Genomic DNA, 26,045 nt, shown 5'->3' with positions numbered 1-26,045 from the left:
CGTCATGTTACGATGGAAGTCTATTCCATTATTGACGTTATGGCGAGCCATCCCCAATGGTCGAGCCCAAGCGAGGGAGGCGAAGGTGACGGGCGATCGCGATCTTATCGTCGTCGGGTCGGGGGCGGCGGGGTTGGCCGCGGCGGTGACGGCCGCAGCGCATGGCCTCGACGTCGTTGTGATCGAGAGGGCCGGCACGATCGGCGGCACCACCGCCTGGTCGGGCGGCTGGATCTGGGCGCCGGGCAATCCGGTCTGCGCCCGAACCGGGATCGACGAGGATCCGGGCGCCCCGCGTCGCTACCTCGAGGCAGTTCTCGGCAATCATCTCGACGCGGCCCGGGTCGGGGCCTTTCTGCGTGCCGCCCCTCAGATGGTCGGATTCTTCGAGGAACGGACCGCACTGCAGTTCGAGGGCGGGCTGGCCATCCCCGACACCTACGGCCACCTGCCTGGCGCGGGGCAGGGTGGGCGTTCGGTCATCGCGAAACCCTTCGACGGGCGCAAGCTCGGGCGCGATATCCGGCTGCTGCGCAAGCCGGTGCGGGAGACGACGTTCCTCGGCATGACGATCCAGTCCGGTGCGGACCTGCGCGCCTTCATGACCATGACGCGCTCGGCCCGGTCCTTCGCCCATGCTACGGGGCGGGTGTTGCGCCACATGCGCGACCTTGCGCTGCACGGCCGCGGGATGGATCTGCGTAACGGCAACGCGCTGGTCGCGCGGCTGATGCGCTCGGCCCTCGATCTCGGGGTCGCGTTCCGCACCGGGGTTGAGGTGACCGCGCTGGAGCGCCGGGCCGGGCGCGTCGCGGGCGTGCGGCTGGCCGACGGCAGCGTCCTGATGGCGGGCGCGGGCGTCGTGCTGGCCAGCGGCGGCTATCCCCATGACGCGGCCCGCCGCGCCGAAAGCTTCCCCCGCAATGCCGAGCACCGCACCCTCGCCGTGCCCGAGGCTGCGGGCAACGGCGCCCGGCTGGCCGAGGCGGTGGGCGGGCATGTCGACCTGTCGGTCGCGCGCCCCGCCGCCTTCTGCCCAGTCTCGACCGTGCGCTGGCCCGACGGGCGGGTCGCGCCATTCCCCCACATCATCGACCGCGGCAAACCCGGGGTGATCGGCGTGCTGGCCGACGGGCGGCGCTTCTGCAATGAGGGGCTGGGCTACCACGATTACGTCAATGAAATGCTCGCCGCCGTGCCCGAGGGGCAGCGCGCGCGCTCGTGGCTGGTGTGCGACCTGCGGTTCCTGCGGCGCTACGGTCTGGGCGTGGTGCGCCCTGCGCCGGTGCCCTGGCGCCAATGGGTGCGCCGCGGCTACCTCAAGACCGGGCGCAGCATCGAGGACCTCGCCCGTGCCTGCGGGATCGACCCGGCGGGCCTTGTCGCTACGGTGGCCGCGTGGAACGCGGCTGCGGCGCGGGGGGAAGACCCGGCCTTCTGCCGCGGCACCACGCCCTACATGCGCTTGCAGGGCGACCCGGAGGTGACGCCGAACCCCTGCGTCGCGCCGATCCTGCGCGCGCCTTTCTTCGCGGTGGAGGTGGTGCCCGGAAGCTTCGGCACCTTCGCGGGCCTTGCCACCGACGCCGCGGCACGGGTGCTGGACGCGGGCGGCGCGCCGATCCCGGGTCTCTATGCCGCCGGCACTGACGCGGCCAGCGTCTTCGGCGGATTCTACCCGGCGGGGGGCATCAACCTTGGTCCGGCGCTGACCTTCGGGTTCATCGCGGGCCGCCATGCCGCCACCGGAGAAACCCCATGACGCGCGCCCCTTTCCCCCGCCTGTCGCTGGCCCACCTGTCGGCAATCAACCTGCCGCCGCCGGCGCTGATCGAAGCGGCGGCCAGCGCCGGGTTCGACGCGGTCGGCCTGCGGCTTCTGCGGGTGACCGACGACAGCCCCGGCTACCCGCTGATGGACGACCCGGCGATGCTGCGCGCCACCCGCGCGGCGCTGGCCGCCACCGGGATCGGCGTGAACGATATCGAGTTCGTCAGGATCACCCCCGACACGCGGGTCGAGGCGCTGTTGCCGATGCTGGACGCGGGGGCGGAGCTGGGCGCCGGCCACCTGATTACCGCGCCTTACGACGACGATCACACCCGTCTTGCCGATCGCCTGGCAGAGCTGGGCGCGGCGGCGGCGCAGCGCGGCATCGCGACGGTGCTGGAATTCTTCCCCTGGACGTCGGTCCCCGATCTCGCCACCTGCTCCGCCGTCGTGCAGGCAGCCGGACCAGGTTTCGAGCCCGGGTCTGCGCCGGGGTCTGCGCCGGGGATCGGGATCCTCGTCGACAGCCTGCATTTCGACCGCTCGGGGTCTCGGCTTGCGGATCTCGCGGATCTGGCGACGCGGGATCCCGCGCGGCTGCCCTTCGCCCATCTGTGCGACGCCCCGGTCCACCCGCCCTACACGGAGGCGCAATTGTTGCACACCGCGCGCGAGGATCGCCTGCCGCCGGGCCGGGGGCAGATCGACCTGGCGGCGATCCTTGCGGCGCTGCCCGCCGGGGTGCCGCTGGGCCTCGAGGTGCCGCAGGCCCGTACCGCCGGGCGCGACGCCGTGGAGGTGCTGCGCGATCTGCATCGGGCGACGGTCGATCTTCTGGCCGGGTGTGCCGCGCGGGCCGCGACCTAGGCCTCGGGGGCAGGGCCGCGCGGGCGGCGATGCACGGGCCGGGACGGGGATCGGGGCGGGGACGGGGACCGGGGCCAGTTCACTCCCCCTCGACCGCGCGCACGTCGTCGAGGATCTGGGCCTGCGCCGGGGTCGGCTGCCAGCCTTCGCGAAAGGTCAGGCCGATCGGACGCGACGGGCCCGGCACGGTCATGTCCAGCGCCTGCACCATGCCGCGCCCGATCTCGCCGATCGCCTGCAGGCGCGAGACGCAGGCAAGGTGGCGGCCGTCCTGCACCATCTCGCGCATCAGGATGACCGATCCGGTCTCGATCACCCCGGTGGGTGGCGCCACGCCGGCCGCATCGAACATCGCGTTGAACTGGTTGCGGGCCGGGGTGTTTTCCCGGGTGACGAGCCAGGGATACCCGGCCAGCTGCGCGACATCGGGCCTGCCGGACATGAGCGGATGCCCTGCGCCGGCGAGGATCACCAGCCGGTCCTCGAAGACCCGCTCCTGCACCACGTCGTCGATCGGGGCGGGGTCGCGCAGGGCGCCGACCATGAAATCGATATCGCCCCGCCTGAGAGCCGCCAGCAAGGTGGCGTAGGGGCCGTCGAGCACCCGGATCTCCAGCCGCGGGCGCCGGGCCCGGAACGCGGCCAGCGCGCGGGGCAGGATGTGCGACCGGGCCAGCGGCGTGGCGCCTATGGCGATCCGGCCGACCTCGCGCCCGGCAAGTTCGCCCAGCTCCGCATCCGCCTGGTCGAGCTCGGCAAAGGCCAGCCGCGCGGCCCGGGCCAGCGCGGTGCAGGCGCGGGTGGGCATCACCCCCAGCGGGGAGCGGCGGAACAGCGGTTGGGGGGCCTCGCGTTCCAGCTGGGCAATGGCGCGGTGCACCGTCGGCTGCGAGATCGCGAGTGCGCGCGCGGCAAGGGTGAAATTCTGCGCCTCGGTCACCGCGACGAGGGCGCGCAGCTGGGGCCGGGAGGCGATCCGGGGCAGGCGCGGCGCGATCTCGGTCAGGGCGGGGTCGAGCAGGGCGAAGGCCCGGACCGCCCGCCGGCGCAGCACCTCGCCGGCCTCGGTGGGAAAGAAGCCCTGCGGGTTGCGCAGGAACAGCGGGCCGCCGGTCTGCCCCTCGAGCTTGGCGATTGCCTGCGTGACGGCGGGCTGTGACAGGTAGGACAGCGCCGCGGCCCGGGTCACCGATCCGCCCTCGGCCACCGCGAGAAAGACCCGCAGGTGACGCAGGTTCGCGCCGATCACAGCGCCGCCAGCACGGCGTCGAGCCGCGCGGCGAGATCTTCCGCGCCCGGCTCAAGCCCCAGCGCGCCGATCCGTGCCTGCCAGTCGGCCGCGGCGCTGGACAGTCCCGGCGACAGGCCGAGGCCCGCGACCGTCTTGGCCACCTCGCGCATCTCCGCCGCGCGGCGCCCGCCATGCACCATCATCCGTTCCAGGTTGTAGGCGCCCCGGCGCGGCCAGTCGGTTTCCGGATTCGAGGCGGCGAGCGAGCCGATCACCTCCCCCTCGACCCCGGCGCGCCGCGCGGCGAGCAGACATTCGGCAAAGAGCGCCTCGGTGCCCTTGATCATGACCGAGCGGATCATCTTGATCGCCGAGGCGCTGCCCACCCTGTCGTCGATCATCCGCGCCTCCATCCCGAGGCTTTCAAGGAGCGGCAGGGCGCGCGCCGCCCCGGGGCCGGAGATCAGAAGCGGGACCTTGTGCAGACGGGGATGGACCGGAGCCATGATCGCCATGTCGACGTAATCGGCGCCCGCTTGCCCCAGTGCCCGGGCCGCGCGGGCCTTGGTCTCTGGCGCCACGGAATTGCCGTCGAGCCAGAGCGTGCCTTGCACGATCAGGGGCGCGGCCTCCTCGGCCGCCTTCGCCGCCTCGTCGGCGGTCACGAGGCAGAACACCGCGCGCGCCTGCCGAAGCACCTCGGCCCTGGGGGCCGGGGCCACGCTGAACCCCTCCGCGCGGGTGCTGACCTCGGCCGCCTGCGCGGGATCCTCAAGCTTCAGGTCATAGGCCGCGACCCGGGTGCAGACCTCGCCGCCCCATCCTCGGGCAAAGGCCGACGCGGCTTCGCCGAACCCCGCGAACCCGATGTCGCGCCCCGTCAGATTGCTGGACATTGCAGGCTCCTCCCCGTTGCCGAATGTTGCGGGAGCATCGCGCGCGCCGCGGCGCATTCCAACCCTCTATAGCCAGAACTTATGTATCCGGCGGGGTTTCTGAATTGCAAGAACGGGGCGAGCGGGTACCTATTCGGCGCAACACGAGAAGGGATGCACCATGTCCGACGCCACCACCCAGAAGACCGCCCCCAAGACCGCGCTGGTCATTTCCGCCCATGCCGCCGATTTCGTCTGGCGGTGCGGCGGGGCGATCGCGCTGCATGCCGAGATGGGGTACGAGGTCACCGTCGTCTGCCTGTCGTTCGGCGAGCGCGGCGAGAGCGCGCGGCTGTGGAAGGAAGGCAAGTCGCTGCAGGAGGTCAAGGACATCCGCCGCGGCGAGGCCGAGGCCGCGGCGCAGGCGCTCGGTGTGCATGACCTGGTGAGCTTCGACCTAGGCGACTACCCGCTGGAGCTTGGCCGCGAGGACAAGACCCGCCTGGTCGACTTGATCCGCAAGGTACAGCCGCGCTTCATGCTCAGCCACAGCCAGTACGACCCCTACAACACCGACCACATGTACGCCACGCAGGTCGCGCTGGAATGCCGGATGATCGCCCAGGCCTGGGGCCACAACCCGGGCGAAAAGGTGCTGGGCGCGCCGCAGCTCTACCTGTTCGAGCCGCACCAGACCGAACAGATGGGGTGGAAGCCCGACACCTTCCTCGACATCACGCCGGTCTGGGACAAGAAGCGCGCCGCGATGGAGGCGATGAACGGCCAGATCCACCTGTGGGAATATTACACCCGCGTGGCGCAGCAGCGCGCCAACCATTTCAAGCGCAATTCTGGCGGGCAGTCCGGCGGGCGTGACTGTAAATTCGCCGAGGGCTTCCAGTCGATCTTTCCCAGGACGGTGGATGAACTCTAAGCTGGGCCTGCCGCCAGTCCGGCGGTCATGCCCACCTCACGGAGACGCCCAGATGGCCCTGTCCAAACCCGCCGCCGCCTTTTCCCCTGCCCAGAAGATTCTGCACTGGACCGTGGTGGTCCTACTTATCTTGCAGGAATTCGTCTTCGACGGCGGGATGGGGAGGTATTTCCACGCCTATGCAGATGGCAAAACGGGGGCCTGGACGACGACGTCGATCGCCCACCTCCTGATCGGCACGGTCATCCTGCTGCTGGCGATCTGGCGTGTCGCCCTGCGCGCTACCCATGGTGCCCCGGCTGCGCCCGACGACGAACCCGCGCTCTTCTCGATGCTGGCGAAGGTTACGCATGGGCTGCTGTACCTGCTTCTCTTCGCGCTGCCGCTGACCGGGCTGATCTCGTGGTTCGGCAAATACGATCCGCTGACCGACGTGCACAAGCTGCTGTCCGACGCGCTGCTGGTCCTGGCGGGACTGCACGTGGCGGCCGTGGCGGTGCACCACCTGGTCTGGAGAACCAATCTGCTCGGCCGGATGATCTGACCGGGCGCTCAAATAGGGGGGAGGAATGAGCGAAAGAAGTTTTGATATCGCGCATCTCGGCCATGTCGAGATGCTCACCGACAAGTATGATGAAAGCCTGGACTTCTTCACCCGCGTCTATGGCCTGAAGCTGAGCAGCGAGGACGGGAACAGCGCCTACCTGCGGGCCTGGGACGATTACGAATACGCCACGCTGAAGCTCACGCGGGCCGGGACGACGGGCGTTGCCCATATCGGCTATCGCGCGGCCTCGCCCGAGGCGCTGGCCCGGCGTGTCGCCGTGATCGAGGCCTCGGGTTACACGGTGCATGGCTGGGTCGACGGCGACGCCAGCCATGGCCGCGCCTTCCGGTTCGAGGATCCGTTCGGCCATGTCTTCGAGCTCTATTACGACACGAACTGGTGGGAACCGCAGGAAGCGGCCGAGCGCGCGGCGCTGAAGAACACGGCCTCGGCCTTCACCGGGGCCGCGCCGCGGCGCATCGACCACCTGAACCTGCTGGCCGCCGACGTGACCGAGTTCCGCCGCTTCATGGCGATCTGCCTGGGCGCCCGCGTGACGGAATATATCCAGCTCGACAACGGGCGGATCGGCGGCTGCTGGTTCACGGTCAACAACAAGACCTATGACCTTGCCTGCACCGAGGAGCACGGCGGCGGCGATGGCCGGCTGCACCATGTCACCTACGCCACGGACCAGCGCGAGGACATCCTGCGCGCCGCCGATATCTTCCTGCAGAACGGCGTGCATATCGAGACCGGGCCGCACAAGCACGCGATCCAGGGCACCTTCTTCCTCTATGTCTGGGAGCCCGCGGGCAACCGTGTGGAACTTGCGAATTCGGGTGCGCGGCTGATCCTCGCCCCCGACTGGGAGCCGATCTGCTGGACCGAGGCGGACCGCAGGAAGGGCCAGGCCTGGGGGCTGAAGACCATCGAGACATTCCACACGCACGGCACACCGCCGGTGAAGACATAGGAGGCAGATGATGCCCGTCGTCGTTCAGAACATTCCGCGCGCCACCCCGGAGGTCATCGCAGGCCTCGCCGAGGCCGGCGTCGCCACGGTGCACGAGGCGCAGGGCCGCCGCGGCTGCCTTGCCGCCAGCATGCGCCCGATCTATTCCGGCGCGCGCATTGCCGGCTCGGCCGTCACCATCAGCGCGGCCCCCGGCGACAACTGGATGCTGCATGTCGCGATCGAGCAGGTGCAGGAGGGCGATATCCTCGTCCTTGCGCCGACCTCGCCCTGCGACAACGGCTATTTCGGCGATCTTCTGGCAACCTCGGCCATGGCGCGGGGTTGCAAGGGGCTGATCATCGACGCCGGCTGCCGCGACATCCGCGACCTGACCGAGATGGGCTTTCCGGTCTGGTCCCGGGCGATCTCTGCGCAGGGCACGGTCAAGGAGACGCTGGGATCGGTCAACGTGCCCATCGTCTGCGCCGGGCAGGCGATCGAGGCGGGCGACGTGATCGTGGCCGACGACGATGGGGTCTGCGTCGTCAGATGCGCCGAGGCGGAAGAGGTGCTGGCCGCGGCGCGGGCACGGACGGCGAACGAGGAGATGAAGCGCAAGCGCCTGGCCTCGGGCGAGCTGGGCCTCGACCTCTACGACATGCGGCCGCGGCTGGCAGAGAAGGGCCTGAAGTACGTCTGAGCGTCTGGGGAGGGCGGGGGAAGGCAGATATCGGGGAACACCGGCACCGGGGCACATGTACACCGGGGAACACCGGCCCGGGCGAACTCAGACACGGGCGAACTCAGACACGGGGAGACACGGAGATGAGCGACGACGGCATTCCCTGCCTGTGGATGCGGGGCGGAACCTCCAAGGGGGCGTATTTCCTGGCCTCCGACCTTCCCGCAGGGCGAGAGGCGATCGACCCGCTTCTGCTGGCGATCATGGGCGCGCCCGATCCGCGCCAGATCGACGGGATCGGCGGCGCGGACCCGCTGACCTCCAAGGTCGCGATCCTGTCGCCACCCAGCCGCGACGACGCCGATGTGGATTACCTTTTCCTGCAGGTCTTCGTCGACCAGGCGCTGGTGTCGGATGCGCAGGCCTGCGGCAACATCCTCGCCGGTGTCGGCCCCGCCGCGATCGAACGCGGGCTGGTCCCGGCGCGGGAGGGCGAGACGCCGGTACGGATCCACATGCTCAACACCGGAGAGATCGCCGTTGCCACGGTGCGAACGCCGGGCGGACGGGTGAGCTACAGCGGCGAGGCCGCGATCGACGGGGTGCCGGGAACGGCCGCGCCGGTGCCGCTGATGTTCCAGGGGCTGGAAGGGTCGATGTGCGGCGCGCTGCTGCCCTCGGGCAACGCGGTGGACGAGGTGGACGGCGTCGCCTGCACGCTGATCGACAACGGCATGCCCTGCGTGGTGTTGCTGGCCTCGGACTTTGGGTTGACGGGGGCCGAAAGCCGCGAGGAATTCGAGGCGATGACGGACGTCAAGGCGCGGATCGAGGCGATCCGGCTGCAATGCGGCCCGCTCATGAACCTTGGCGACGTGGCCGGGAAATCGGTACCCAAGATGACGCTGGTCTCTGCGCCGCGCGACGGTGGAACGGTCGCCACGCTGAGCCTGATCCCCCATCGTGTGCATGCCTCCATCGGCGTCTTCGCGGCGGTCTCGGTGGCCACGGCCTGCACCTTGCCGGGATCGCCCGCGGCCGGGGTCGCCATGCTGCCACCTGACGGCCGATACAGAATCGAACATCCCAGTGGCGCCGCCGAGGTCCTGATCGCGCGGGACGCGGAGGGACGGGTGACGGGGGCCGGGACGCTGCGCACGGCGCGCAAGCTCATGGACGGGCGGGTCTTCCCGCGGGGGTAGTGGGGGCCGGGCCCGGGGGGCCTTGCGGTCCGCCGCCGATGGTCGGATCTTTTTGGGGCCGCGCGCGTTCTCCGGATACATGGTCGCGGCGATATGCGGTGCAGACCGCCCCTCCGATGGCCCAGTGATGGAGAAAGATATGAAAATGCGCTTTGGTTTTCTGGCATTCGCGGCCGTGGTGGCCCTCGCCGGCTGTGGCGATACCTACGCGTCGCGCGGCGTGTCCGGTGCGGCGCTTGGTGCTGGTGCGGCGGCCCTGACCGGGAACGACGCCGCGGCGGGCGCGGCACTCGGCGCGGGCGCCGGGATCCTGACGAAGTAACCCGCGCTCCGCGTGGATCTGCGGTTTCCGCGCGGGTTACGTGGCGCGGGACCGCGGTGCAGGCCGTAGTACAGGCCGCAGTGCAGACCGGCCCTCGGGCCCTTCGGTCGCCTCGCGTCGCTCAGTGCGGCAGCCGGGCGACCAGCTGCGGGATTGGGGCGAGGTGCTTTTCAAGGATCGCGCGTCCCGTCTCCGCGTCATGCGCGTCGAGCGCATCAAGAATCGCGCGGTGTTCCGCCTGGATCGTCCCGCTGCGCTCCCGGTCCAGCGACAGGGCGGAGAGCGCGACCCGCAGCACCGACAGGTGCAGATCGGCGTAGATCCGCGTCATCACCGCATTGCCCGCTGCCTCGACCATCGCGTGGTGGAAGTCGCGGTTGAGTTCGACATGGCGCAGCACCTCCGTATCCGGAACCTCGCCCATCTCCTGCGCGAGGACGTGCATCCGGGCCGGCGCCCCCTGCCGTGCGGCGCAGAGCAGGGCAAGGGCCTGCCCCTCGATCAGCTTGCGCACCTCGTAAAGTTCGGCCAGTTCGCGCGCGGTGACATGGCGCACCATCGCCCCGCGCCGCGGCAGCTGCTCGATCACCCCCTCTGCCGATAGTCGGTTCAGCGCCTCGCGGACCGGCGTGCGAGAGACCTGCGCAAGGGCGCAGACCTGCGCCTCCTCGATAAAGCTGCCGGCGGGGAAGCGCCCGGTCATGATGCCCGTGCGGATGGTGCGGTAGGCACGTTCCTTCGCGCTTTCCGGCGCGGGGGGCGGCACCGGGGCGGGGGCGGAATCGTCTGGGGCCCCCTTCGTCATCGCAGGAACGGGGACCGGGGGACGCGAAGCGCCCGCTGCTTGGGCGTGGCTGCATCTTCTGTGCATTCCATGGGCAAAACGAACCTTTCCCCCCGATCAAAATTTTTTTCTCATCTGTGCGGAAACTGCGCGTATGTTTCATGTATACGCGACGGCGGCGGGCCCGCCAACAGATATTCCGGAGGGCGGCGAATGGGAAAATGGCGCGTTGGCGTGGACAGCGGCGGCACCTTCACCGACGTTTGCATGTTCGACGAGACCGAGCGCAAGGTTCGGGTCTGGAAGGTCTCCTCGACGCCTTCCGACCCCTCGGTCGGCATTGCCCAAGGGGTGGAGGAGGGGATGCGCGAACATGCCGGCGTGGGCGCGGCGCAATCCCCCGGCGCGATGATCTCCTACCTCGGCCACGGCACCACGGTCGCGACCAACGCGCTGATCCAGCTGCGCGGCGCCAAGGTGGGGCTGATCACCACCGAGGGCTTCAGCGATCTTTTGGAGATCGGCCGCCAGAAGCGCCCCAGCCTCTATGACATCTTCGCGGAGAAGCCCGCCACGCTGGTGCCGCGCCACCTGCGCTTCGGCGTGGCCGAGCGCCTGCTGCACGACGGCTCGGTCGAGGTGCCGCTGGACGAGGCAGCGGTGCGCGCCGCCGCCGAGGCGATGAAGGCCGAGGGGGTGGAGGCGGTGGCGATCTGTTTCCTCTACGCTTTCGTCAATCCCGACCACGAGCGCCGGGCCCGCGCCATCGTCGAGGAGATCCTGCCCGAGGCCTTCCTTTGCGCCAGCCACGAGATCGCGCCCGAGTTCCGCGAATACGAACGCCTCTCGACCGCGACGGTGAATTCCTACCTCGGGCCGATCATGCACCGCTACATCCGCCGGCTGTCGGTGCGGCTGTCTGACCTCGGGCTTGCCGCCGCGCCGCACCTGACGCAATCGAACGGCGGGGTGGCCAGCTTCGACGCGGCGGCACGCACGCCGGTGCGCTCCGTCCTCTCGGGCCCCTCCACCGGTGTGGTGGCGGCCGAGGCGATCGGCGCGGTTGCTGGCTACCCCGACATCATCACCTTCGACATGGGCGGCACCTCCTCGGATGTCGCGCTGATGACCGGGGGGCAGACGACCCAGGCCAACGAGGCGGTGGTGCACGGCTACCCGATCAAGGCGCCGATGCTCGACATCAACACCGTCGGCGCGGGCGGCGGCTCCATCGCCTGGATCGACACGGGCGGGTTCCTCAAGGTCGGGCCACAGTCGGCGGGGGCCGATCCGGGCCCGGTCTGCTACGGTCGCGGCAACGAGGAACCCACCGTGACCGATGCCAACATCGTTCTGCAGGTGCTGAACCCCACGCATATCCTTGGCGGGCGTCTGGCAGTCCACCGCGACCTTGCGGTCAAGGCGGTGGAGCGGATGGCCGGACGGCTTGGCCTTGGGACGATGGAGACGGCGCAGGGGATCATCTCGGTCGTGACCGCCAACATGGCCCGCGCGATCCGCGTGATCTCGATCCAGCGGGGGTACGACCCGCGCGATTACGTGCTGATGGCCTTCGGGGGCGCGGGGCCGCTGCATGCGGTCAGGCTGGCGCAGGAGCTGGACATCCGGCGGGTGCTGGTGCCGCGCAACCCCGGCACGCTCTGCGCGCTGGGCCTTTTGCTCACCGACCTGCGCGCGAACTTCCCCGTCACGCGGCTGACCCGGTTGACGGCTGACAACATCCCCGTCCTGCAGGGCGCGCTGGAGGAGGTGGCCGCAGAGGCCGACCAGTGGTTCGCGGACGAGGGCATCGCCGAGACGGCGCGGCGCCTGATCCTGTCGATCGACATCCGCTACGAGGGCCAGAACTACGAGCTGAGCGTGCCGGTGCCGGAAGGGGACTTCGACGCGGACGCACTGGCCGAGGTGATCCGCCGCTTCGAGGCCGAGCATCAGCGGATGTACGGTTTTACCGCCGAGGGCGAGGCGATCAACGCCGTCACCTTCCGGGCCGAGGCGCTGGGCCTTGTCGAGAAGGCCGAACTGCCTGAGCGCCCACTGGGCCCGGCCGAGGCCGCCAGCGCGGTCTCGGGCAGCCGCGAGGTCTGGTATCCCGAGACCGGTGCCTTCACCGACAGCCCGATCTACGACCGCGAGCGGCTTTCCCCCGGGATGGAATTCGCAGGCCCCGCCCTGGTCGAGCAGATGGACACCACCACCCTCGTACCTCCGGGCGTGCAGGTCCGCGTCGACCCGTTCGAGAACCTGATCATGGAGCTTCCCTGATGCGTCCCGAAACCCCGTCCGCCGCAATGCTTTCCAAGGCCGGGGACGCGGCCAAGGTCACGGCCCTCGACCCGATCACGGTGGAGGTGATCGGATCGGCCCTCGCCTCGATCGTCGACGAGACCGGCGAGGCGCTGGTGCGCGCGTCCTATTCGACCAACATCAAGGAGAGGCGCGACTGTTCCACCGCGCTCTTCGACCGCGAGGGGCGGACGCTGTGCCAGGCGGAACACATCCCGATCCACCTCGGGTCCTTCATCGAGTTTGTGCCGAAGATCATGGCCGAGAAGGACGTGGACAGCCTGCGCCCCGGCGACGTGTTCATCGGCAACGACGCCTATGCCGGCGGCGGCACGCACCTTCCCGACATCGTGCTGGCCGAACCGATCTTCGTCGATGGCGAGCTGGCGGCCTGGACCGTGAACCTGGCGCACCATTCGGATTTCGCCGACCGCGGGCATGCGCATATCTATCAGGAGGGGCTGCGAATCCCGCCGATCCGCCTGTATCGTGCGGGCGAGGTGCAGCAGGACGTCCTCGACCTCGTGCTCCTGAACTGCCAGGTCCCGCGCGAGCGGCTGTCGGACCTGCGCGCCCAGATGGCGGCGAACCGGGTGGGGGTGCGGCGGTTCCAGGATCTCTGCGCCAAGCACGGCAAGGCAGTGGTGCTGGCCGCGGGCGACGAGCTTCTGGATTACGCCGAACGCAAGATGCGCGCGGGCATCGCGGCGCTGCCCGACGGGACCTACCGGTTCGAAGACATCTTCGATTCCATTGATCTCGAGGAAAGCTTGCCGCTGGCGGTGGAAGTCACCATCGCGGGCGAGGAGGTGACCCTTGCCTTCGAGGCGCCGCCGCAGGTGCGGGCGGGGATCAACATGACCGAGACGGCGCTGCTGGCCACGGTCTATTACATCGTGAAATCGGTGGTCGATCCGACGATCCTGCCGAATTCCGGCCTGTCGCGGCCGATCCACGTAAAGGCGCCGAAGGGGAGTGTTCTGAACTGCGCCCATCCGGCCGCGGTGAACGGGCGGGTGCAGACCTGCCAGAGGGTATCGGACCTGATCCTCGGCGCGCTGGCGGGTGCGGTGCCCGACAAGGTGTGCGCCTGCACCAACTCTGCCTGCACGGTGGCAACCTTCTCGGGGGTTCGGCAGGACGGGCCGGAGAAGGGCAACCTCTGGGTCTATCTCGAAACCATCGGCGGCGGCGGGGGCGCGCGTCCGACGGCCGACGGGCTGGACGGGATCCACGTGCATGCGACCAACACCTCGAACCTGCCGGTCGAGGCGCTGGAGCTGGAATATCCCCTGATCCTGACGCGCTATGAACTGGTCGACGGCTCGGCCGGCGCGGGGAAATACCGCGGCGGCATGGGGCTACGCCGGGTCTACCGCGCGACCGAGGATTGCGTCGTCCGGCTGGACGTCTCGCGTTTCGAGACGGCGAGCTGGGGCCTTGGCGGCGGCGGGGCGGGGGGCAAGTCCTCCATCGTCTTCGGCCCGGGCGTGGCGCCCTTCAGCCTGGGCCGCGGCACGCTGCGCGCGGGCGAATGGTTCGCCATCTCCTCGCCCGGCGGCGGCGGCTACGGCCCGGCGGAAGAGCGCGACACCGAGGCACAGGTGCGGGACGCACGCGACGGCATCGCCTTCGCGCCGGCCGGCGGCGCCTGACGAAACTGCCGGGGGCCGCGAGGGACCCGGAAACCAAGGAGGGCAGGAGCCCGCAGGAAAGAGACACCCCGATCACGTGCAGAGAGGTCCGCAAAGGGCCCGCAGCGATCCAACAGACAGAGAGAGGTAAAATGACTGACAGATTGAACAGACGCGGCTTTCTTGCCGCTTCGCTGGCCACTGGCGGCCTTGTCCTCGCCGCTCCCGGCGCGCTGCGCGCGGCCACCGGCGGCACCCTCCGCTTCGGCCTGTCCGCTTATCCGCCCAGTTTCGACATGTGGGCCTCGACCGGGACCGCGGCGGCGACGGTGAAGCTGATGATTCACCGCGGCCTTCTGGGCTATGACGACAAGGGCCAGCTGACCGGAGAGCTGGCCGAAAGCTGGGACGTCGACAAGGACGGCGTCTGGACCTTCAAGCTGCGCAAGGCGACCTGGCACGACGGGTCGCCCGTCACCTCGGCCGACGTGAAATACTCGATCGAGCAGATGGCCGCGCCCGACAGCACCGCCTATTACCGCGGCCAGATGGGCACGATCACCAAGATCGACACGCCCGACGACCTGACGGTCAAACTGACGACCAAGGCGCCCACCGCGACGATCCCGGTGTGGTTCGCGCATTACAACATGCCGATCCTGAAGAAGGGCGAGCCCCGGACCTCGACCCTCGGGGCGGGGCCGTTCAAGTTCGTCAAGGCCGAGCGCGGGCAGAAGATCAGCGTGACCGCCTACGACAAGTTCTACCGCCAGGGCGAGCCCAAGGTGAAGGGCATCGACGCGATCGTCTATTCCGATGAGAACCTGCGCGTGGCGGCGCTCGAGGCCGGCGACGTCGACATCATCGAATACGTGCCCTGGGCCGCGATGGACCGGATCGAGAAGAACGGCAAGCTGAAGCTCGACACCGTGCCGGGCCCGTTCATGTACCTGACGTTCAACGGCTCAAAGCCACCGTTCGACAACCCGCTGGTGCGCCAGGCCGTGGCGATCGCGATCAAGCGGTCGGACGTGGTGGCGGCGGCCTTCTACGGCCATGGCGCCCCGCTCAATCACCTGCCGATCGACAAGTCGAGCCCCTATTACAACGCCGACCTTGCCGACAGCTGGAAATACGACATGCAGAAGGCCAAGGACCTGCTGGCCAAGGCGGGCCATCCGAACGGCTTCAGCTGCACCATGCTGTCGACCGCGCAATACGGCATGCACCAGCAGACCGCCGAGGTGTCGCAGGCCTATCTCTCGATGATCGGCATCAACGTGAAGCTCGACCTGCCCGACTGGTCGACCCGGGTCGAGAAGGGCAACAAGGGCGAATACGACATCGCCGTCATGGGCACGGCGGCGGATTCGAATGATCCCGATGGCCTTGCCACGGTTCTGGACGGCTCGCAGGGGCCTTCGTTCAACCGCAGCTACAAGCTTCCCACGCCCGAGATCACCAAGCTGCTCCAGCAGGGCCGCGAGACCTTTGACAAGGACGCCCGCAAGAAGATCTACCACGAGATGGAGGCGCAGGTGATGAAGACCGTTCCCGCCGTGTTCCTGTGCTCGCGCAGCCAGGGCTACGGGCTGGCCGAGAACGTGGCGGGCTTCGTCAACCTGCCGGGGCAGCTGACCTTCTACTCCGGCCTGACGCTTTCCGAAACCGCGCTGGGCTGAGGCAGGGATGGCGCGGTACATCGGGCAGCGCGTTCTGGTGGCGCTGGTGCTGATATGGCTGGTGTCGACGCTGGTCTTCATGGTGCTGCACCTCGTGCCGGGCGACCCGGCCGAGCTGCTGCTGGCTTCGGGCAACACCGCGCCGGATCCGCAGGCGGTGGCGCAGCTGCGCACCGAGATGGGCCTCGACCGGCCGTTGATGGTGCAATACGCAAGCTACCTTGCCGGGATCGTGCATGGCGATTTCGGCGTGTCGCTGCGCGACGGAACCCCCGTCGCGCAGCAGCTTATGCTGCGGCTGCCGCGGACGCTGGAACTGGTGGTCGCGGCGACGCTGATCGCAAGCGTGCTTGGCATTCCGCTGGGCACGCTGGCGGCGATCCGGGGCGGGGGGCTTGCCGACCGGCTGGTGTCGCTGCTGGCCTCGCTCGCGCTGTCGACCCCGGTCTTCGTCGTCGGAACGGGTCTCATCCTGCTCTTCGCGCAGAAGCTGGGCTGGATCTCGGCGGGCGGCTACGTGCCCTTTGCGCAGGATCCGCTGCGCCACCTCGCGCTTCTGCTGATGCCTGCGGGAACGATCGCGCTGTCGCTCTGGGCCATCGTCGTGCGGATGACGCGGGCCTCGGTGCTCGAGGTGCTGGAGCGCGACTTCGTGCGTACCGCGCGTGCCAAGGGCCTTGGCCGACGGCGCATCCTGCGCCGTCACGTGGTACGCAACGCGATGGTGCCGGTGATCACGGTGATCGGGCTGCAGATGGGCACGCTTCTGGGCTCCACCGTGCTGATCGAATACGTCTTCAACTGGCCCGGCCTCTCGGGCTACCTCGTCAGCGCGGTCGAGGCGCGCGACTACCCCGAGGTGGTGGGGATCGTGCTGACCATCTCGATCGTCTTCGTGCTGATCAACCTCATCGTCGACATCGCCTATGCGGTACTCGACCCCAGGGTGAAGTTGGCGGCATGATCAGGGCAAGACATCAGCTTTACATCTGGCTCTGCCTGGCCGCCGTGCTGATCGCGGTGATCGCGGCCGCACCGATCCTGCCGCTTGACGACGTGCGGGCGATGGACATCCCGCACCGCTTCGCCGGGCCCTCGGCCGCGCATTGGATGGGCCTCGACAATTACGGCCGCGACGTCTTTGCCCGGCTGGTCTGGGGTGGGCGGGCCTCGCTTGCCGTGGCCTTCGGCTCGGCCGTGCTGGCGGGCATCGCGGGCACGATCCTGGGTCTTCTGGGCGGCTATTTCCGCGGCGTGGTCGAGGTCGTCACCGTCCGGGTGAGCGAGGTGATCCTGTTCCTGCCGCCGCTCCTGCTGGCGCTTCTGGTGATCACCATCCTCGGCGCCGGGGTCTCGACCCTGATCCTTGCGATCACCATCCTCTACATCCCGAACTACACCCGCGTGGTCTATGCCGCGACCCTGCAGACCGCCTCGCAGGATTTCGTCGTCGCGCAGGAGGCGATGGGCACCCATCCGCTGACCACGCTGTGGCGCACGATCCTGCCCAACGTGATGCCGCCCCTGCTGGTGCAGTTCTCGCTCACCGTCGCGGGGGCGATCCTCCTGGAAAGCGGGCTGAGCTTTCTGGGCCTGGGCGTGGTGCCGCCGACGCCGAGCTGGGGCCTGATGATCCGCTCGGCGCGGAGCGCGCTCGACGTGGCGCCGATGCTGCTGGTCTGGCCCTCGGTCGCGCTGGCGGGGACGGTGCTTCTGCTCAACGTGATCTGCGACCGGTTGCAGGACGTGCTGAGCCCGCGCACGGCGGCGGTCGGCGGCGCGGCCTGGCTCAGGCGCGGGGCGCGGGGCGCGGCGCGGCGGAGGGCGAGCATGATGCCGGCGGGCAAGGTGCCGGCTGGCAAACTGGTGCCGGAAGAACTGACAGGTGACCCTGCGAGGGATCTTGGCGGAGACCTGCTGGCGGTGGAGGAGCTCTCGGTCGCGATCACTGCGACGGGCCGGCCGCTGACCCAGGGGATCAGCCTGCGCGTCGCGCCGGGCGAGACGCTGGCGCTGGTAGGCGAATCCGGGTCGGGCAAGACGCTCACGGGCCTTGCGTCGACCGGGCTTCTGCCGAACGGCCTTGGCGTGGCCGAGGGGCGCGCGTTGTTTCAGACGCCGGGCGGGGTGACCGATCTTGCCGCGCTGGACGAGGACGGGATGCGCCCGCTGCGCGGGGCCCAGATCTCGATGGTGTTCCAGGACGCGGCGGCGGCGCTGAACCCGGTCCACAGGGTCGGCGACCAGCTGGCCGAAGTGATCGCCGCGCACCGCCCGATGTCGCGCCCGCGGATCGAAGCCGAGGTGGTGGAGTTGCTGCGCAAGGTAGGCATCCCCGACCCGGAGCGCCGCGCGCGCTCCTATCCGTTCGAGCTTTCGGGCGGGCAGCGTCAACGGGCGATGATCGCCATGGCGGTGGCCAATGCGCCGCGCCTCCTGATCGCGGACGAACCCACGACCGCGCTCGACCCGACGATCCAGGCGCAGATCCTCCAGCTTCTGGAGTTTCTCAAGCAGGAGAACCCGGACATGGGGGTGATCTTCGTCACCCACAACCTCGCCCTCGTGCATGAGATCGCCGATACCGTCTGCGTGATGTACGCGGGCGAGGTGGTGGAACAGGGCCCCGTGGCCGAGGTGTTCGCCGCGCCGCGCCACCCCTACACGGCGGCGCTTCTGGCCTCGGTCCCCGAGGCGGGACAGGGGCGCTTGCAGGCGATCCCGGGTACCGTGCCGCAGCCGGGCCGGATGCCCGAGGGGTGCCGCTTCGCCCCGCGCTGCGACTTCGCGGCCGAGGCCTGCCGCGCACCGCAGGCACTGATCGAAATCGAGGGCGGAGCGGGGCCGGACGGCCGGCCGCGCCGCACCCGCTGTATCCGCTGGAGGGAGGCGACATGAGCCAGGCGCCGATCGTCGAGGTGCAGAACCTCGCCCGGAATTACCCGATCCGGCAAGGCTGGGTCGGGGCCAGGCGCGACGTCTGGGCGCTGGCGGGCGTCGACCTTGCCATCGCGCCGGGCGAGACGGTGGGGGTGGTGGGCGAATCCGGCTGTGGCAAGTCCACGCTGGGGCGGCTGATCCTCGGCCTCGACCGGCCGTCGCGCGGCACGGTGACCTTCGAGGGGCGCGACCTTGCCGAGATCCGCGGCGGCGCGCGCCGGGCGCTGCGCAAGAAGATGCAACTGGTGTTCCAGGACCCGTTCGGAAGCCTCGACCCCCGCCGCGCGGTGGGGGCGCAGATCGCCGACGGTCTGCGCAATCACCATGTCGTCCCCGCCGCCGAGACCGGGCGCGAGGTGGCACGGCTGTTGGAACTGGTGGGGCTGGACGCCGGCGCCGCCGCCCGCCGTCCGCACGAATTCTCGGGCGGGCAGCGGCAGCGGATCGCGGTGGCCCGTGCGCTGGCGCCGCGGCCGGACTTCATCGTAGCGGATGAGCCGGTCTCGGCGCTGGACGTGTCGATCCAGGCGCAGATCGTGAACCTGCTGGCCGATCTGCGCGCCGATCTGAACCTTGCCATGCTGTTCATCAGCCACGACCTGCACGTCGTGCGCCACCTCTCGTCGCGGCTGATCGTGATGTATCTCGGCCGAGTGGTGGAGGAGGGGCCGGCGGCCGCGATCTTTGCCGCGCCGCGCCATCCCTATACCGCCGCGCTGATGGCTGCGACGCCTGCGCTCGGCAGCCGCCCGGATGGGCGGGCGCCGGCGCTCGGGGGGGAATTGCCAAGCCCCGCGAACCCGCCCTCGGGCTGTGCCTTCCGCACCCGCTGCCCCTTCGCGGTGGAGGCCTGCGCGGGGGGCGTGCCCCCGCTCTCGGTGGTGGCGAGGGGGCATCGCGCAGCCTGCATCCGCAGCGAGGACATTGCGGCGATGGGCGGGCCAGTGGGTGGGCCAACAGACGGAGGGCCGACGGCATGAGGTGCGAGGGGACAAAGGGCGCGGCGAAGGGCACTGCGATGATTTCCGGTGCCAATCGCGGCATCGGCCTTGCCGTCGCCCGGGCCCTGGGGGCGGCGGGTTACCGGCTGTCGCTCGGGGTGCGCGACCCATCGGCGCTGCCCGGGGATCTGGCGCCCTTCACGGCGCTGACCTTCGCCTATGACGCGGGCCGGCCCGCGGATGCGCGCGCCTGGGTCGCGTCGACGGCAGAGGTTGCGGGCGGGATCGATGTGCTGGTGAACAATGCCGGCATCTCCACCCATCTGGGGCTGATGGAGGATCCGGCATTGGACGACGAGGAGGCCGAAGCGCGGCTTGACGCGCTGCTGTCCGTCAACATCAAGGCGCCGTTCCTGGTGACCCGCGCGGCGCTGCCGCATCTGTGCCGCTCGGGCCGGGGTCGGGTGATCACGCTGGCCTCGATGTCCGGCAAGCGGGTGCTGGGGCTGAACGCGGGTTACCAGGTGACGAAACACGCCGCGGTGGCGCTGTCGAACGCGGCCCGGCGCACGGGGTGGGATCACGGCGTCCGCGCCACCGCGATCTGCCCCAGCTTCGTCGCCACCGACATGGCGCTGAAGCATGACGAGTTGAACGCCACCGAGATCACCCAGCCGGAGGATCTGGCCCGGCTGGTGGTCGAGATGGTCGCGCTGCCCAACACCGCCACGGTGGCAGAGCTTCTGGTGAACTGGCGATACGAGGCGGGGTTCTGATGGATCATCCCACGCTCGACCTCTTGCCCCGCGACGATACCCTGCCGGCCGAGGTCGACACGGTGGTGATCGGTGGCGGCATCGTGGGCACCTGCACCGCGCTGACGCTGGCCGAGCGCGGCCAGCGCGTCGCGCTTTGCGAGAAGGGCGAGATCGCGGCGGAGCAGAGCTGTCGCAACTGGGGGTGGGTCCGGCGCATGGGGCGGGCGGTGGCGGAATACCCGCTTGGGATCCACAGCCTCGACCTCTGGGCCGGGATGAACGCGCGGCTGGGCGCGGAGACGGGGTTCACCCGATCGGGCATCCTCTATGCTGCCGAGACCGAGGCGGAGATGACCGTACTCGAAGGCTATCGCCGCGATGCCGAGGCCTTCGGGCTGCCGACCCGGATGCTGGACCAGGCCGGGTATGCCGACCGGATGACCGGGGTGCAGGGCCGCGTTCTGGGCGCGCTTCTGACCGAGGACGACGGGCGGGCGGAACCATCGTTCGCCGCGCCGGCGGTGGCGCGGGCGGTGCGGCGGCTGGGCGGCCACGTGCTGACCTGCTGTGCGGTGCGCAGCATCGAGACGGAGGCCGGTGTGGTCTGCGGGGTGGTGACTGAACACGGGCCGATCCGCTGCCGCGCGGCGGTGCTGGCAGGCGGCGCGTGGTCGCGGCTGTTCGCGGGCAACCTGGGGATCGGGCTGCCGGTGCTGAAGGTCAAGGGGTCCGTCCTGCGCACGGCGCCTCTGGCGGGCGGGCCGGAGGCGGCGCTGGGAAACGGTGCCTTCGGGCTTCGGCGGCGGCGCGACGGGGGATACAACATCGCGGTCCGCAATCGCAGCCAGGCGCAGATCACGCCGGATTCCTTCCTGCTGTTCCCGCATTACCTGGGCATGATCGCCCGCGACCACAGCCAGTTCACGCTTCAGTTCGGCCGGACCTTCTGGGACGATCTCGGCGCCGCCCGGCACTGGGCGCCCGATGCCGTCACCCCGTTCGAGCGGACCCGGATCCTCAACCCCGCGCCTTCGGACCGCCTGCTGGCCCGTGCGCGCGCGGAGGTGGAGCGCCGCTTTCCCGCCTTCGCGGGGCTGGCCGAGGTCGAACGCTGGGCCGGGATCATCGACGCCACGCCCGACGGCGTGCCGGTGATCGGCCCCGCGCCGTTGCCGGGGCTGGTGATCGCCACGGGCTTTTCCGGCCACGGCTTCGGCATCGGGCCGGGGGCGGGGCAGTTGGCGGCCGAGATGGTGCTGGGAGAGACCCCTTGCGTCGACCCCGCGCCCTTCGCCCTGTCGCGCTTCGGCGCGGTGCGCCGGCCCGATGGCCGCACCGGATTGCGCGCCGCTTGAGGGGGCGGCCCGGAGGGGTGTTAGGGGAAGAGCCGCGACCGGATCAGCCGAGGAAATCGACGTAGCGCGGATGTGCCGTCCACCACGCATGCGCCACTTCGCGCGCGGCGGCGAGGATCTCGGACGAGATCGTCCGGCGCGCGGTGTTGAGGTAGACGCAGCGCACCTCGAACGGCGCAAGCGGCGTGACGGTCGGAAGCTCCACCAGCCGGCCCTCGGCAATGTCGGCCTCAAGCACCGCGAGCGGCAGGGCTGAGGCGCCGTAACCGAGGCGCACCATCTCGGCCAGCGTGCTCAGCGAATTGCCGTAATGCCGGGCGGCGGGGCGGCGCCGGGTTTCCTCGATCACCTCGGCGACGGGGGAATAGATCGGCGAGCTGCGGGGATAAAGCACAAGCGGCAGCCCGCGGAGCGTGTCGGCATTGAGGGGTGGTGCCCCCGCCGACACGAGGCCCTGCACGAGTTCGGGCCGTGCCACCCAGCCGACACTGTAGCGCATGGCAAAGCCCCCGGGGTGGGGCTCCAGCCCCGCCTCGTTGGTGAGGAAGGCAAGATCCAGCGCGCCCGCGTTCAGCTGTGCCCGCAACTGCACGTTGGAGGCCACGTGGAAGTCGACGATCCCGGTGTCCAGCGTCTCGTCGAGGCGGGCGCGCAGCGTGGTGCCCCAGGTCAGCGCGGCCGGCCCGACCATGCCGATCGCGAAGCGCCGCTTGCGGGTCTGCTTCAGCCGCGACACCAGCGCTTCGTTCAGGTCCATGAAGCGGGCGGCGAAATCGGCGACCTCCTCGCCCGGCTGTGTCAGGCGAAAGCCCGCGGCGTCGCGGTCGATCAGCTTGACCCCGAACTCGTCCTCCAGCCCGCTGATCCGGGCGGAGACGGCAGGCTGCGTGAGGCCGATCTGCTCGGCTACCAGGTGGAAGCTCTGCAGTTTGGTCAACCAGTAGAAGGCTTCGAGCTGTTTGAAATTCATGCGAAAAATGATAGGCCGCCGCGACCCTGGGCGATAGAAGCAATCTATTTGATCACAAAAGTTTTTTGCTTTGACCATCCCCCGCCGGCGCCTTGATGCTGCGCCTGTCCCGGCGCGCCCGAAGCCGCCCCCAACAAGACCCGAGGAAACACCCGAATGAGCGTTGCCGTCTATCTCCCGAACCCGGATCGCTGCGAAGATTGGTGCGTCATGCTGCGCGAGCTTCTGCCGGGCTGGACGATCGAACCGCTCGACGCGGTGCAGGATCCCGCCGCGGTGGACTATGCCGTGGTCTGGCGGCCACGGACGGGCGATCTGGCCCGGTTCGCGAACCTCAAGGCGACCGTCTCCATCGGGGCGGGGATCGACCACGTGCTGGCCGACACGTCGCTGCCGCAGGGGGTGCCGATCATCCGCACGGTCGGCGCCGACCTGACGCAGAGGATGCGCGAATACGTAGCGCTGCACGTGTTGCGTCATCATCGCGACATGCCCGCGATGCTTGCCGCGCAGGCCCGCGGGGCATGGTTCCAGCCGGTGGTGCCGCCCGCGACGGGGCGGCGCGTGGGGGTGATGGGGCTGGGCAACCTCGGCAAGGTCGCGGCTACCACACTGGCGGCGCTGGGATTCCAGGTAACGGGCTGGGCGCGCACCCCGCGCGAGGTGCCGGGGGTGGAGGTTCATGCCGGGGTCGAGGGCCTTGATGCCTTTCTCGCGGGGACCGAGATCCTCGTGAACCTGCTGCCGCTGACGCCGGAGACGACGGGCATCCTGAACGCCGGGCTTTTCGCGCGGCTCGCCCCGGGGGCCGCGCTGATCAACGCCGCCCGCGGCCCGCATCTCGTTGACGACGACCTTGTCGCGGCGCTGGATGCGGGGCAGCTGGGTCAGGCGACGCTCGACGTCTTCCATGTCGAGCCGCTGCCCAAGGATCACCGGTTCTGGACCGATCCGCGGATCACGATCACGGCGCATACCGCCTCGCTCATCGACCCGGGGACCGGGGCGCGGATCATCGCGCGCAACCTGCACGATTTCGACCGTGACGGCACGGTGGCCGACCTCGCCGACGCGGCGCGCGGCTACTGAGCGGCGCGCCGGTGCGGGGGATGCCTATTCCGGGAAGCCCTTGGCGACGTGGTCGCAGATCAGCCCGGCGCCGATCTCGACCAGCCGCTTGACCAGGGCCTCGCCCGTCGCGGCGGAACTGAAGGACGGGTCGCCGCCCCAGACGCCATCGGGGGCGGTCTCGGCGGCCTCGATCGGCACCTGGATACGGGCGCCATCGTAGAGGATCGCGGCAAAGCCCGCCACGTCCATCCCCTTGATCTTGCGGCCTTTCGGCGGCGTGCGCATCAGGTCGGGGCGCAGGATCTCGGGGTAGTAGTACAGCCCGACAGAGGTCAGCGGATCGCCGCCATGGCCCGAGGATTTCGCCGCCGCCTCGGGGCCGAGGATGGTTTTCAGCAATTCATAGGAGACCTGCCAGAGGTAGATCGATGGCACGAACATGCCCGCCTTCTGGCGCCAGCGCAGCGTGACTTCGGTGATCGCGGGGACGTTGCCGCCATGGCCGTTGACGATCATCACCCGGGTCAGCCCGTGGCGGTGCAGCTGGCCGAGCATGTCGTCGAGCAGGGCCACGAGGGTGGAGCTGCGGATCGAGATGCCACCGTGCGAGCTGTCGAAGTAATCCTTGCCGCCAAAAGGCAGGGCGGGGGCCACGAAGGTGGGCACGCCGCGTGCCCGCGCCGCCCGTGCCATGTCGAGGGCCACTGCCTCGGCCGCGAGGAAATCGCCCATCGGCGCGTGGGTGCCCTGATCTTCCAGCGACCCCATCGGCAGCAGGATCACCGCCTCGTCGTTCAGATGCTCGCGGGCCTCCTCCGATGTCAGTTCCGCGATCTTCAGCTTGTCGGTCATTGGGAGGCTCCGCCTTGTCTGCGGCCCGAACGCCGGGCCGCCTCGTCCGGGGGCATGTGAGCCCGGGAGGCGGGGCCGCGTCCAATTAAAATAATTTTCCGCGGCGGCAAGTTTTGGCAATCTGCCGAAGCTGCCCCGAGGGGTGGGATCGGTGCCGGGCCCCTGGGCGGTCGGGAGATCAGCCGAGGATGTCGCGCAGGACCCGGTGGAAGACCCGCGTGCCGACGGGAATAAGGCTGTCGGGGAAATCGAAGTCCGGGTTGTGCAGGGCCGGGCTTTCGATGCCCGAGCCGAGGAGGAACATCGCCGCCTTCGCCACACCGCCGAACCGGCCGAAATCCTCCGAGGCGCGCATCGGCAGGTTCGCGGCGTCATGCGGGATGCCCTCGGTCTCCAGCGCGTCCCGCAGCCGGGCCACGGCCCCGGGATCGTTGGTGCAGGCGCGGAAGTGATCGTGGTGGGTCAGCTCGGCCGAAAGGCCCGCGGTGGCGGCGGCATCACAGGCAAGGGCCGTGGCGGTTTCCATGAGGTCCGACAGATCCTCGTCGCTCAGCGCCCGCAGGGTCAGCCAGATCTCCGCCGCGCCGGGCGCGATGCCGAAGGCGGGCTCTCCCATCGTCAGGTGAGTGATTGTCACCAGCCGGAACCCGGGCGCCAGATCGCCGCCCCGGCCGAGCGCCGAGAATGCCGGGATCAGCCCTGCCAGCGTCTGTGCCGGGGAAATCCCGTCCTCGGGCATCGAGGCATGGGCCGTGCGCCCCGTCAGCATGACCCGCAGTCCGACCGAGGCGCAATTGGCCGGGCCCTCGGCCACCGAGACGCGGCCCAGCGGCAGGCCCGGCATGTTGTGCAGCGCAAAGGCCCAGTCCGGCGTGATCTCGGCAAAGCGCGGGTCTTTCAGCACGGCGGCGGCCCCGGCGCCGGTCTCTTCCGCGGGCTGGAACAACAGGACGGCGCGGCCCCGCGCGGGGCGCTGGCGCGACAGAAGGCGCGCCAGCCCGACCAGGATCGTCGAATGCCCGTCGTGACCGCACAGATGCCCCTTGCCCGGCACCTGCGAGCGGTAAGGCAGGGCGGATATCTCCTCGATCGGGAGGGCGTCGAGTTCGGACCGGATCAGCACGGTCGGGCCGGGCGCCGTGCCGTCGAAGATCGCGGCCACGCCATGCCCGCCAAGGCCGTCGATCACCCGATCGGGCGGGCAGGGGGCCAGCGCGGCCACGATCGCGCGGGCGGTTCCGGTTTCCTCACCCGAAAGCTCCGGCTGCCGGTGCAGGTCGCGCCGAAGTTCCGTGAGTTCGAGAATGTCCTGGTTGCTCAGCCGCATCGCATCCCCCGGCCTTCGGTTTCGTCTGGTCGCCGC

23 protein-coding genes are annotated in these 26,045 nt (G+C 69.8%); 17 read left to right on the top strand and 6 right to left on the bottom strand.

Annotation, left to right across the window (positions count from 1 at the left end):
* Window positions 1-85 precede the first annotated feature (85 nt).
* Both CVV76_RS10475 and CVV76_RS10470 read left to right on the top strand, forming a co-directional pair.
* A complete protein-coding gene (locus CVV76_RS10475; protein WP_233192801.1) occupies window positions 86-1,762 on the top strand; it encodes an FAD-dependent oxidoreductase in 1,677 nt (558 codons plus the stop codon).
* Complete coding sequence (locus CVV76_RS10470; RefSeq protein WP_102224593.1) at window positions 1,759-2,637, top strand: sugar phosphate isomerase/epimerase family protein; 879 nt, start codon at window positions 1,759-1,761, stop codon at window positions 2,635-2,637. Before CVV76_RS10475 ends, CVV76_RS10470 begins: the two co-directional genes overlap by 4 nt.
* A 79-nt stretch (window positions 2,638-2,716) precedes the next feature.
* Here CVV76_RS10470 and CVV76_RS10465 read toward each other — a convergent pair whose 3' ends face one another.
* Both CVV76_RS10465 and CVV76_RS10460 read right to left on the bottom strand, forming a co-directional pair.
* Window positions 2,717-3,886, bottom strand: coding sequence for a LysR family transcriptional regulator (locus CVV76_RS10465; protein WP_102224592.1), 1,170 nt, complete (start codon window positions 3,884-3,886; stop codon window positions 2,717-2,719).
* Window positions 3,883-4,764, bottom strand: coding sequence for an NAD(P)-dependent oxidoreductase (locus tag CVV76_RS10460; protein ID WP_102224591.1), 882 nt, complete (start codon window positions 4,762-4,764; stop codon window positions 3,883-3,885). Before CVV76_RS10460 ends, CVV76_RS10465 begins: the two co-directional genes overlap by 4 nt.
* A 160-nt stretch (window positions 4,765-4,924) precedes the next feature.
* On the opposite strand from CVV76_RS10460, the gene CVV76_RS10455 reads away from it, so the two are divergent.
* The 6 genes from CVV76_RS10455 to CVV76_RS25190 all read left to right on the top strand — a co-directional run bounded on the left by CVV76_RS10455 (window position 4,925) and on the right by CVV76_RS25190 (window position 9,388).
* Complete coding sequence (locus CVV76_RS10455) at window positions 4,925-5,677, top strand: PIG-L deacetylase family protein (protein WP_102224590.1); 753 nt, start codon at window positions 4,925-4,927, stop codon at window positions 5,675-5,677.
* Between the two features lie 52 nt (window positions 5,678-5,729).
* Window positions 5,730-6,221 carry a cytochrome b gene (locus CVV76_RS10450; protein WP_158243133.1) on the top strand — a complete coding sequence of 164 codons (492 nt, stop codon included), beginning with the start codon at window positions 5,730-5,732 and terminating at the stop codon, window positions 6,219-6,221.
* Between the two features lie 25 nt (window positions 6,222-6,246).
* Window positions 6,247-7,200 carry a VOC family protein gene (locus CVV76_RS10445; protein WP_102224588.1) on the top strand — a complete coding sequence of 318 codons (954 nt, stop codon included), beginning with the start codon at window positions 6,247-6,249 and terminating at the stop codon, window positions 7,198-7,200.
* 10 nt (window positions 7,201-7,210) lie between these two features.
* On the top strand, window positions 7,211-7,882 hold the full coding sequence (locus CVV76_RS10440) for a 4-carboxy-4-hydroxy-2-oxoadipate aldolase/oxaloacetate decarboxylase (protein WP_102224707.1): 672 nt from the start codon (window positions 7,211-7,213) through the stop codon (window positions 7,880-7,882).
* Between the two features lie 125 nt (window positions 7,883-8,007).
* Window positions 8,008-9,066, top strand: a complete 1,059-nt coding sequence (locus tag CVV76_RS10435; protein ID WP_102224587.1) for a 4-oxalomesaconate tautomerase — start codon at window positions 8,008-8,010, stop codon at window positions 9,064-9,066.
* A gap of 145 nt (window positions 9,067-9,211) precedes the next feature.
* A complete protein-coding gene (locus CVV76_RS25190; RefSeq protein WP_199178564.1) occupies window positions 9,212-9,388 on the top strand; it encodes a hypothetical protein in 177 nt (58 codons plus the stop codon).
* A gap of 121 nt (window positions 9,389-9,509) precedes the next feature.
* Here CVV76_RS25190 and CVV76_RS10430 read toward each other — a convergent pair whose 3' ends face one another.
* Window positions 9,510-10,193, bottom strand: a complete 684-nt coding sequence (locus CVV76_RS10430) for a GntR family transcriptional regulator (protein WP_158243132.1) — start codon at window positions 10,191-10,193, stop codon at window positions 9,510-9,512.
* A gap of 192 nt (window positions 10,194-10,385) precedes the next feature.
* On the opposite strand from CVV76_RS10430, the gene CVV76_RS10425 reads away from it, so the two are divergent.
* The 8 genes from CVV76_RS10425 (at window position 10,386) to CVV76_RS10390 (ending at window position 21,789) form a co-directional block, all read left to right on the top strand.
* Window positions 10,386-12,458, top strand: a complete 2,073-nt coding sequence (locus tag CVV76_RS10425) for a hydantoinase/oxoprolinase family protein (protein WP_102224585.1) — start codon at window positions 10,386-10,388, stop codon at window positions 12,456-12,458.
* A complete protein-coding gene (locus CVV76_RS10420) occupies window positions 12,458-14,134 on the top strand; it encodes a hydantoinase B/oxoprolinase family protein (RefSeq protein WP_332888539.1) in 1,677 nt (558 codons plus the stop codon). Before CVV76_RS10425 ends, CVV76_RS10420 begins: the two co-directional genes overlap by 1 nt.
* A 131-nt stretch (window positions 14,135-14,265) precedes the next feature.
* Window positions 14,266-15,795 (top strand): ABC transporter substrate-binding protein, encoded by a 1,530-nt coding sequence (locus CVV76_RS10415; protein WP_102224584.1) that lies wholly within the window; start codon window positions 14,266-14,268, stop codon window positions 15,793-15,795.
* Window positions 15,796-15,802: 7 nt separating this feature from the next.
* On the top strand, window positions 15,803-16,759 hold the full coding sequence (locus CVV76_RS10410; RefSeq protein WP_102224583.1) for an ABC transporter permease: 957 nt from the start codon (window positions 15,803-15,805) through the stop codon (window positions 16,757-16,759).
* Window positions 16,756-18,693, top strand: a complete 1,938-nt coding sequence (locus CVV76_RS10405; RefSeq protein WP_102224582.1) for a dipeptide/oligopeptide/nickel ABC transporter permease/ATP-binding protein — start codon at window positions 16,756-16,758, stop codon at window positions 18,691-18,693. The genes CVV76_RS10410 and CVV76_RS10405 overlap by 4 nt, the downstream gene beginning before the upstream one ends.
* Entirely contained in the window at window positions 18,690-19,715 is a 1,026-nt protein-coding gene (locus tag CVV76_RS10400; protein WP_102224581.1) for an ABC transporter ATP-binding protein, read from the top strand. The genes CVV76_RS10405 and CVV76_RS10400 overlap by 4 nt, the downstream gene beginning before the upstream one ends.
* Complete coding sequence (locus CVV76_RS10395; RefSeq protein WP_199178563.1) at window positions 19,712-20,452, top strand: SDR family NAD(P)-dependent oxidoreductase; 741 nt, start codon at window positions 19,712-19,714, stop codon at window positions 20,450-20,452. Before CVV76_RS10400 ends, CVV76_RS10395 begins: the two co-directional genes overlap by 4 nt.
* Complete coding sequence (locus tag CVV76_RS10390) at window positions 20,452-21,789, top strand: NAD(P)/FAD-dependent oxidoreductase (RefSeq protein WP_102224580.1); 1,338 nt, start codon at window positions 20,452-20,454, stop codon at window positions 21,787-21,789. Before CVV76_RS10395 ends, CVV76_RS10390 begins: the two co-directional genes overlap by 1 nt.
* A 43-nt stretch (window positions 21,790-21,832) precedes the next feature.
* Here CVV76_RS10390 and CVV76_RS10385 read toward each other — a convergent pair whose 3' ends face one another.
* On the bottom strand, window positions 21,833-22,759 hold the full coding sequence (locus tag CVV76_RS10385; RefSeq protein WP_102224579.1) for a LysR family transcriptional regulator: 927 nt from the start codon (window positions 22,757-22,759) through the stop codon (window positions 21,833-21,835).
* Between the two features lie 156 nt (window positions 22,760-22,915).
* Between CVV76_RS10385 and CVV76_RS10380 the strand changes: the two genes are divergently transcribed.
* On the top strand, window positions 22,916-23,848 hold the full coding sequence (locus CVV76_RS10380; RefSeq protein WP_102224578.1) for a 2-hydroxyacid dehydrogenase: 933 nt from the start codon (window positions 22,916-22,918) through the stop codon (window positions 23,846-23,848).
* 24 nt (window positions 23,849-23,872) lie between these two features.
* Here CVV76_RS10380 and CVV76_RS10375 read toward each other — a convergent pair whose 3' ends face one another.
* The gene (locus CVV76_RS10375; RefSeq protein ID WP_102224577.1) at window positions 23,873-24,682 is read right to left on the bottom strand and encodes a creatininase family protein; all 810 of its coding nucleotides are present in this window, start codon (window positions 24,680-24,682) and stop codon (window positions 23,873-23,875) included.
* Window positions 24,683-24,860: 178 nt separating this feature from the next.
* A complete protein-coding gene (locus CVV76_RS10370) occupies window positions 24,861-26,009 on the bottom strand; it encodes an amidohydrolase (RefSeq protein ID WP_102224576.1) in 1,149 nt (382 codons plus the stop codon).
* Between the last annotated feature and the right edge of the window lie 36 nt (window positions 26,010-26,045).

The sequence above is a fragment of the Acidimangrovimonas sediminis genome (genome assembly GCF_002871005.1).
GTDB classification, from domain to species: domain Bacteria; phylum Pseudomonadota; class Alphaproteobacteria; order Rhodobacterales; family Rhodobacteraceae; genus Acidimangrovimonas; species Acidimangrovimonas sediminis.
This window is presented reverse-complemented; position numbering and strand designations above follow the sequence as displayed.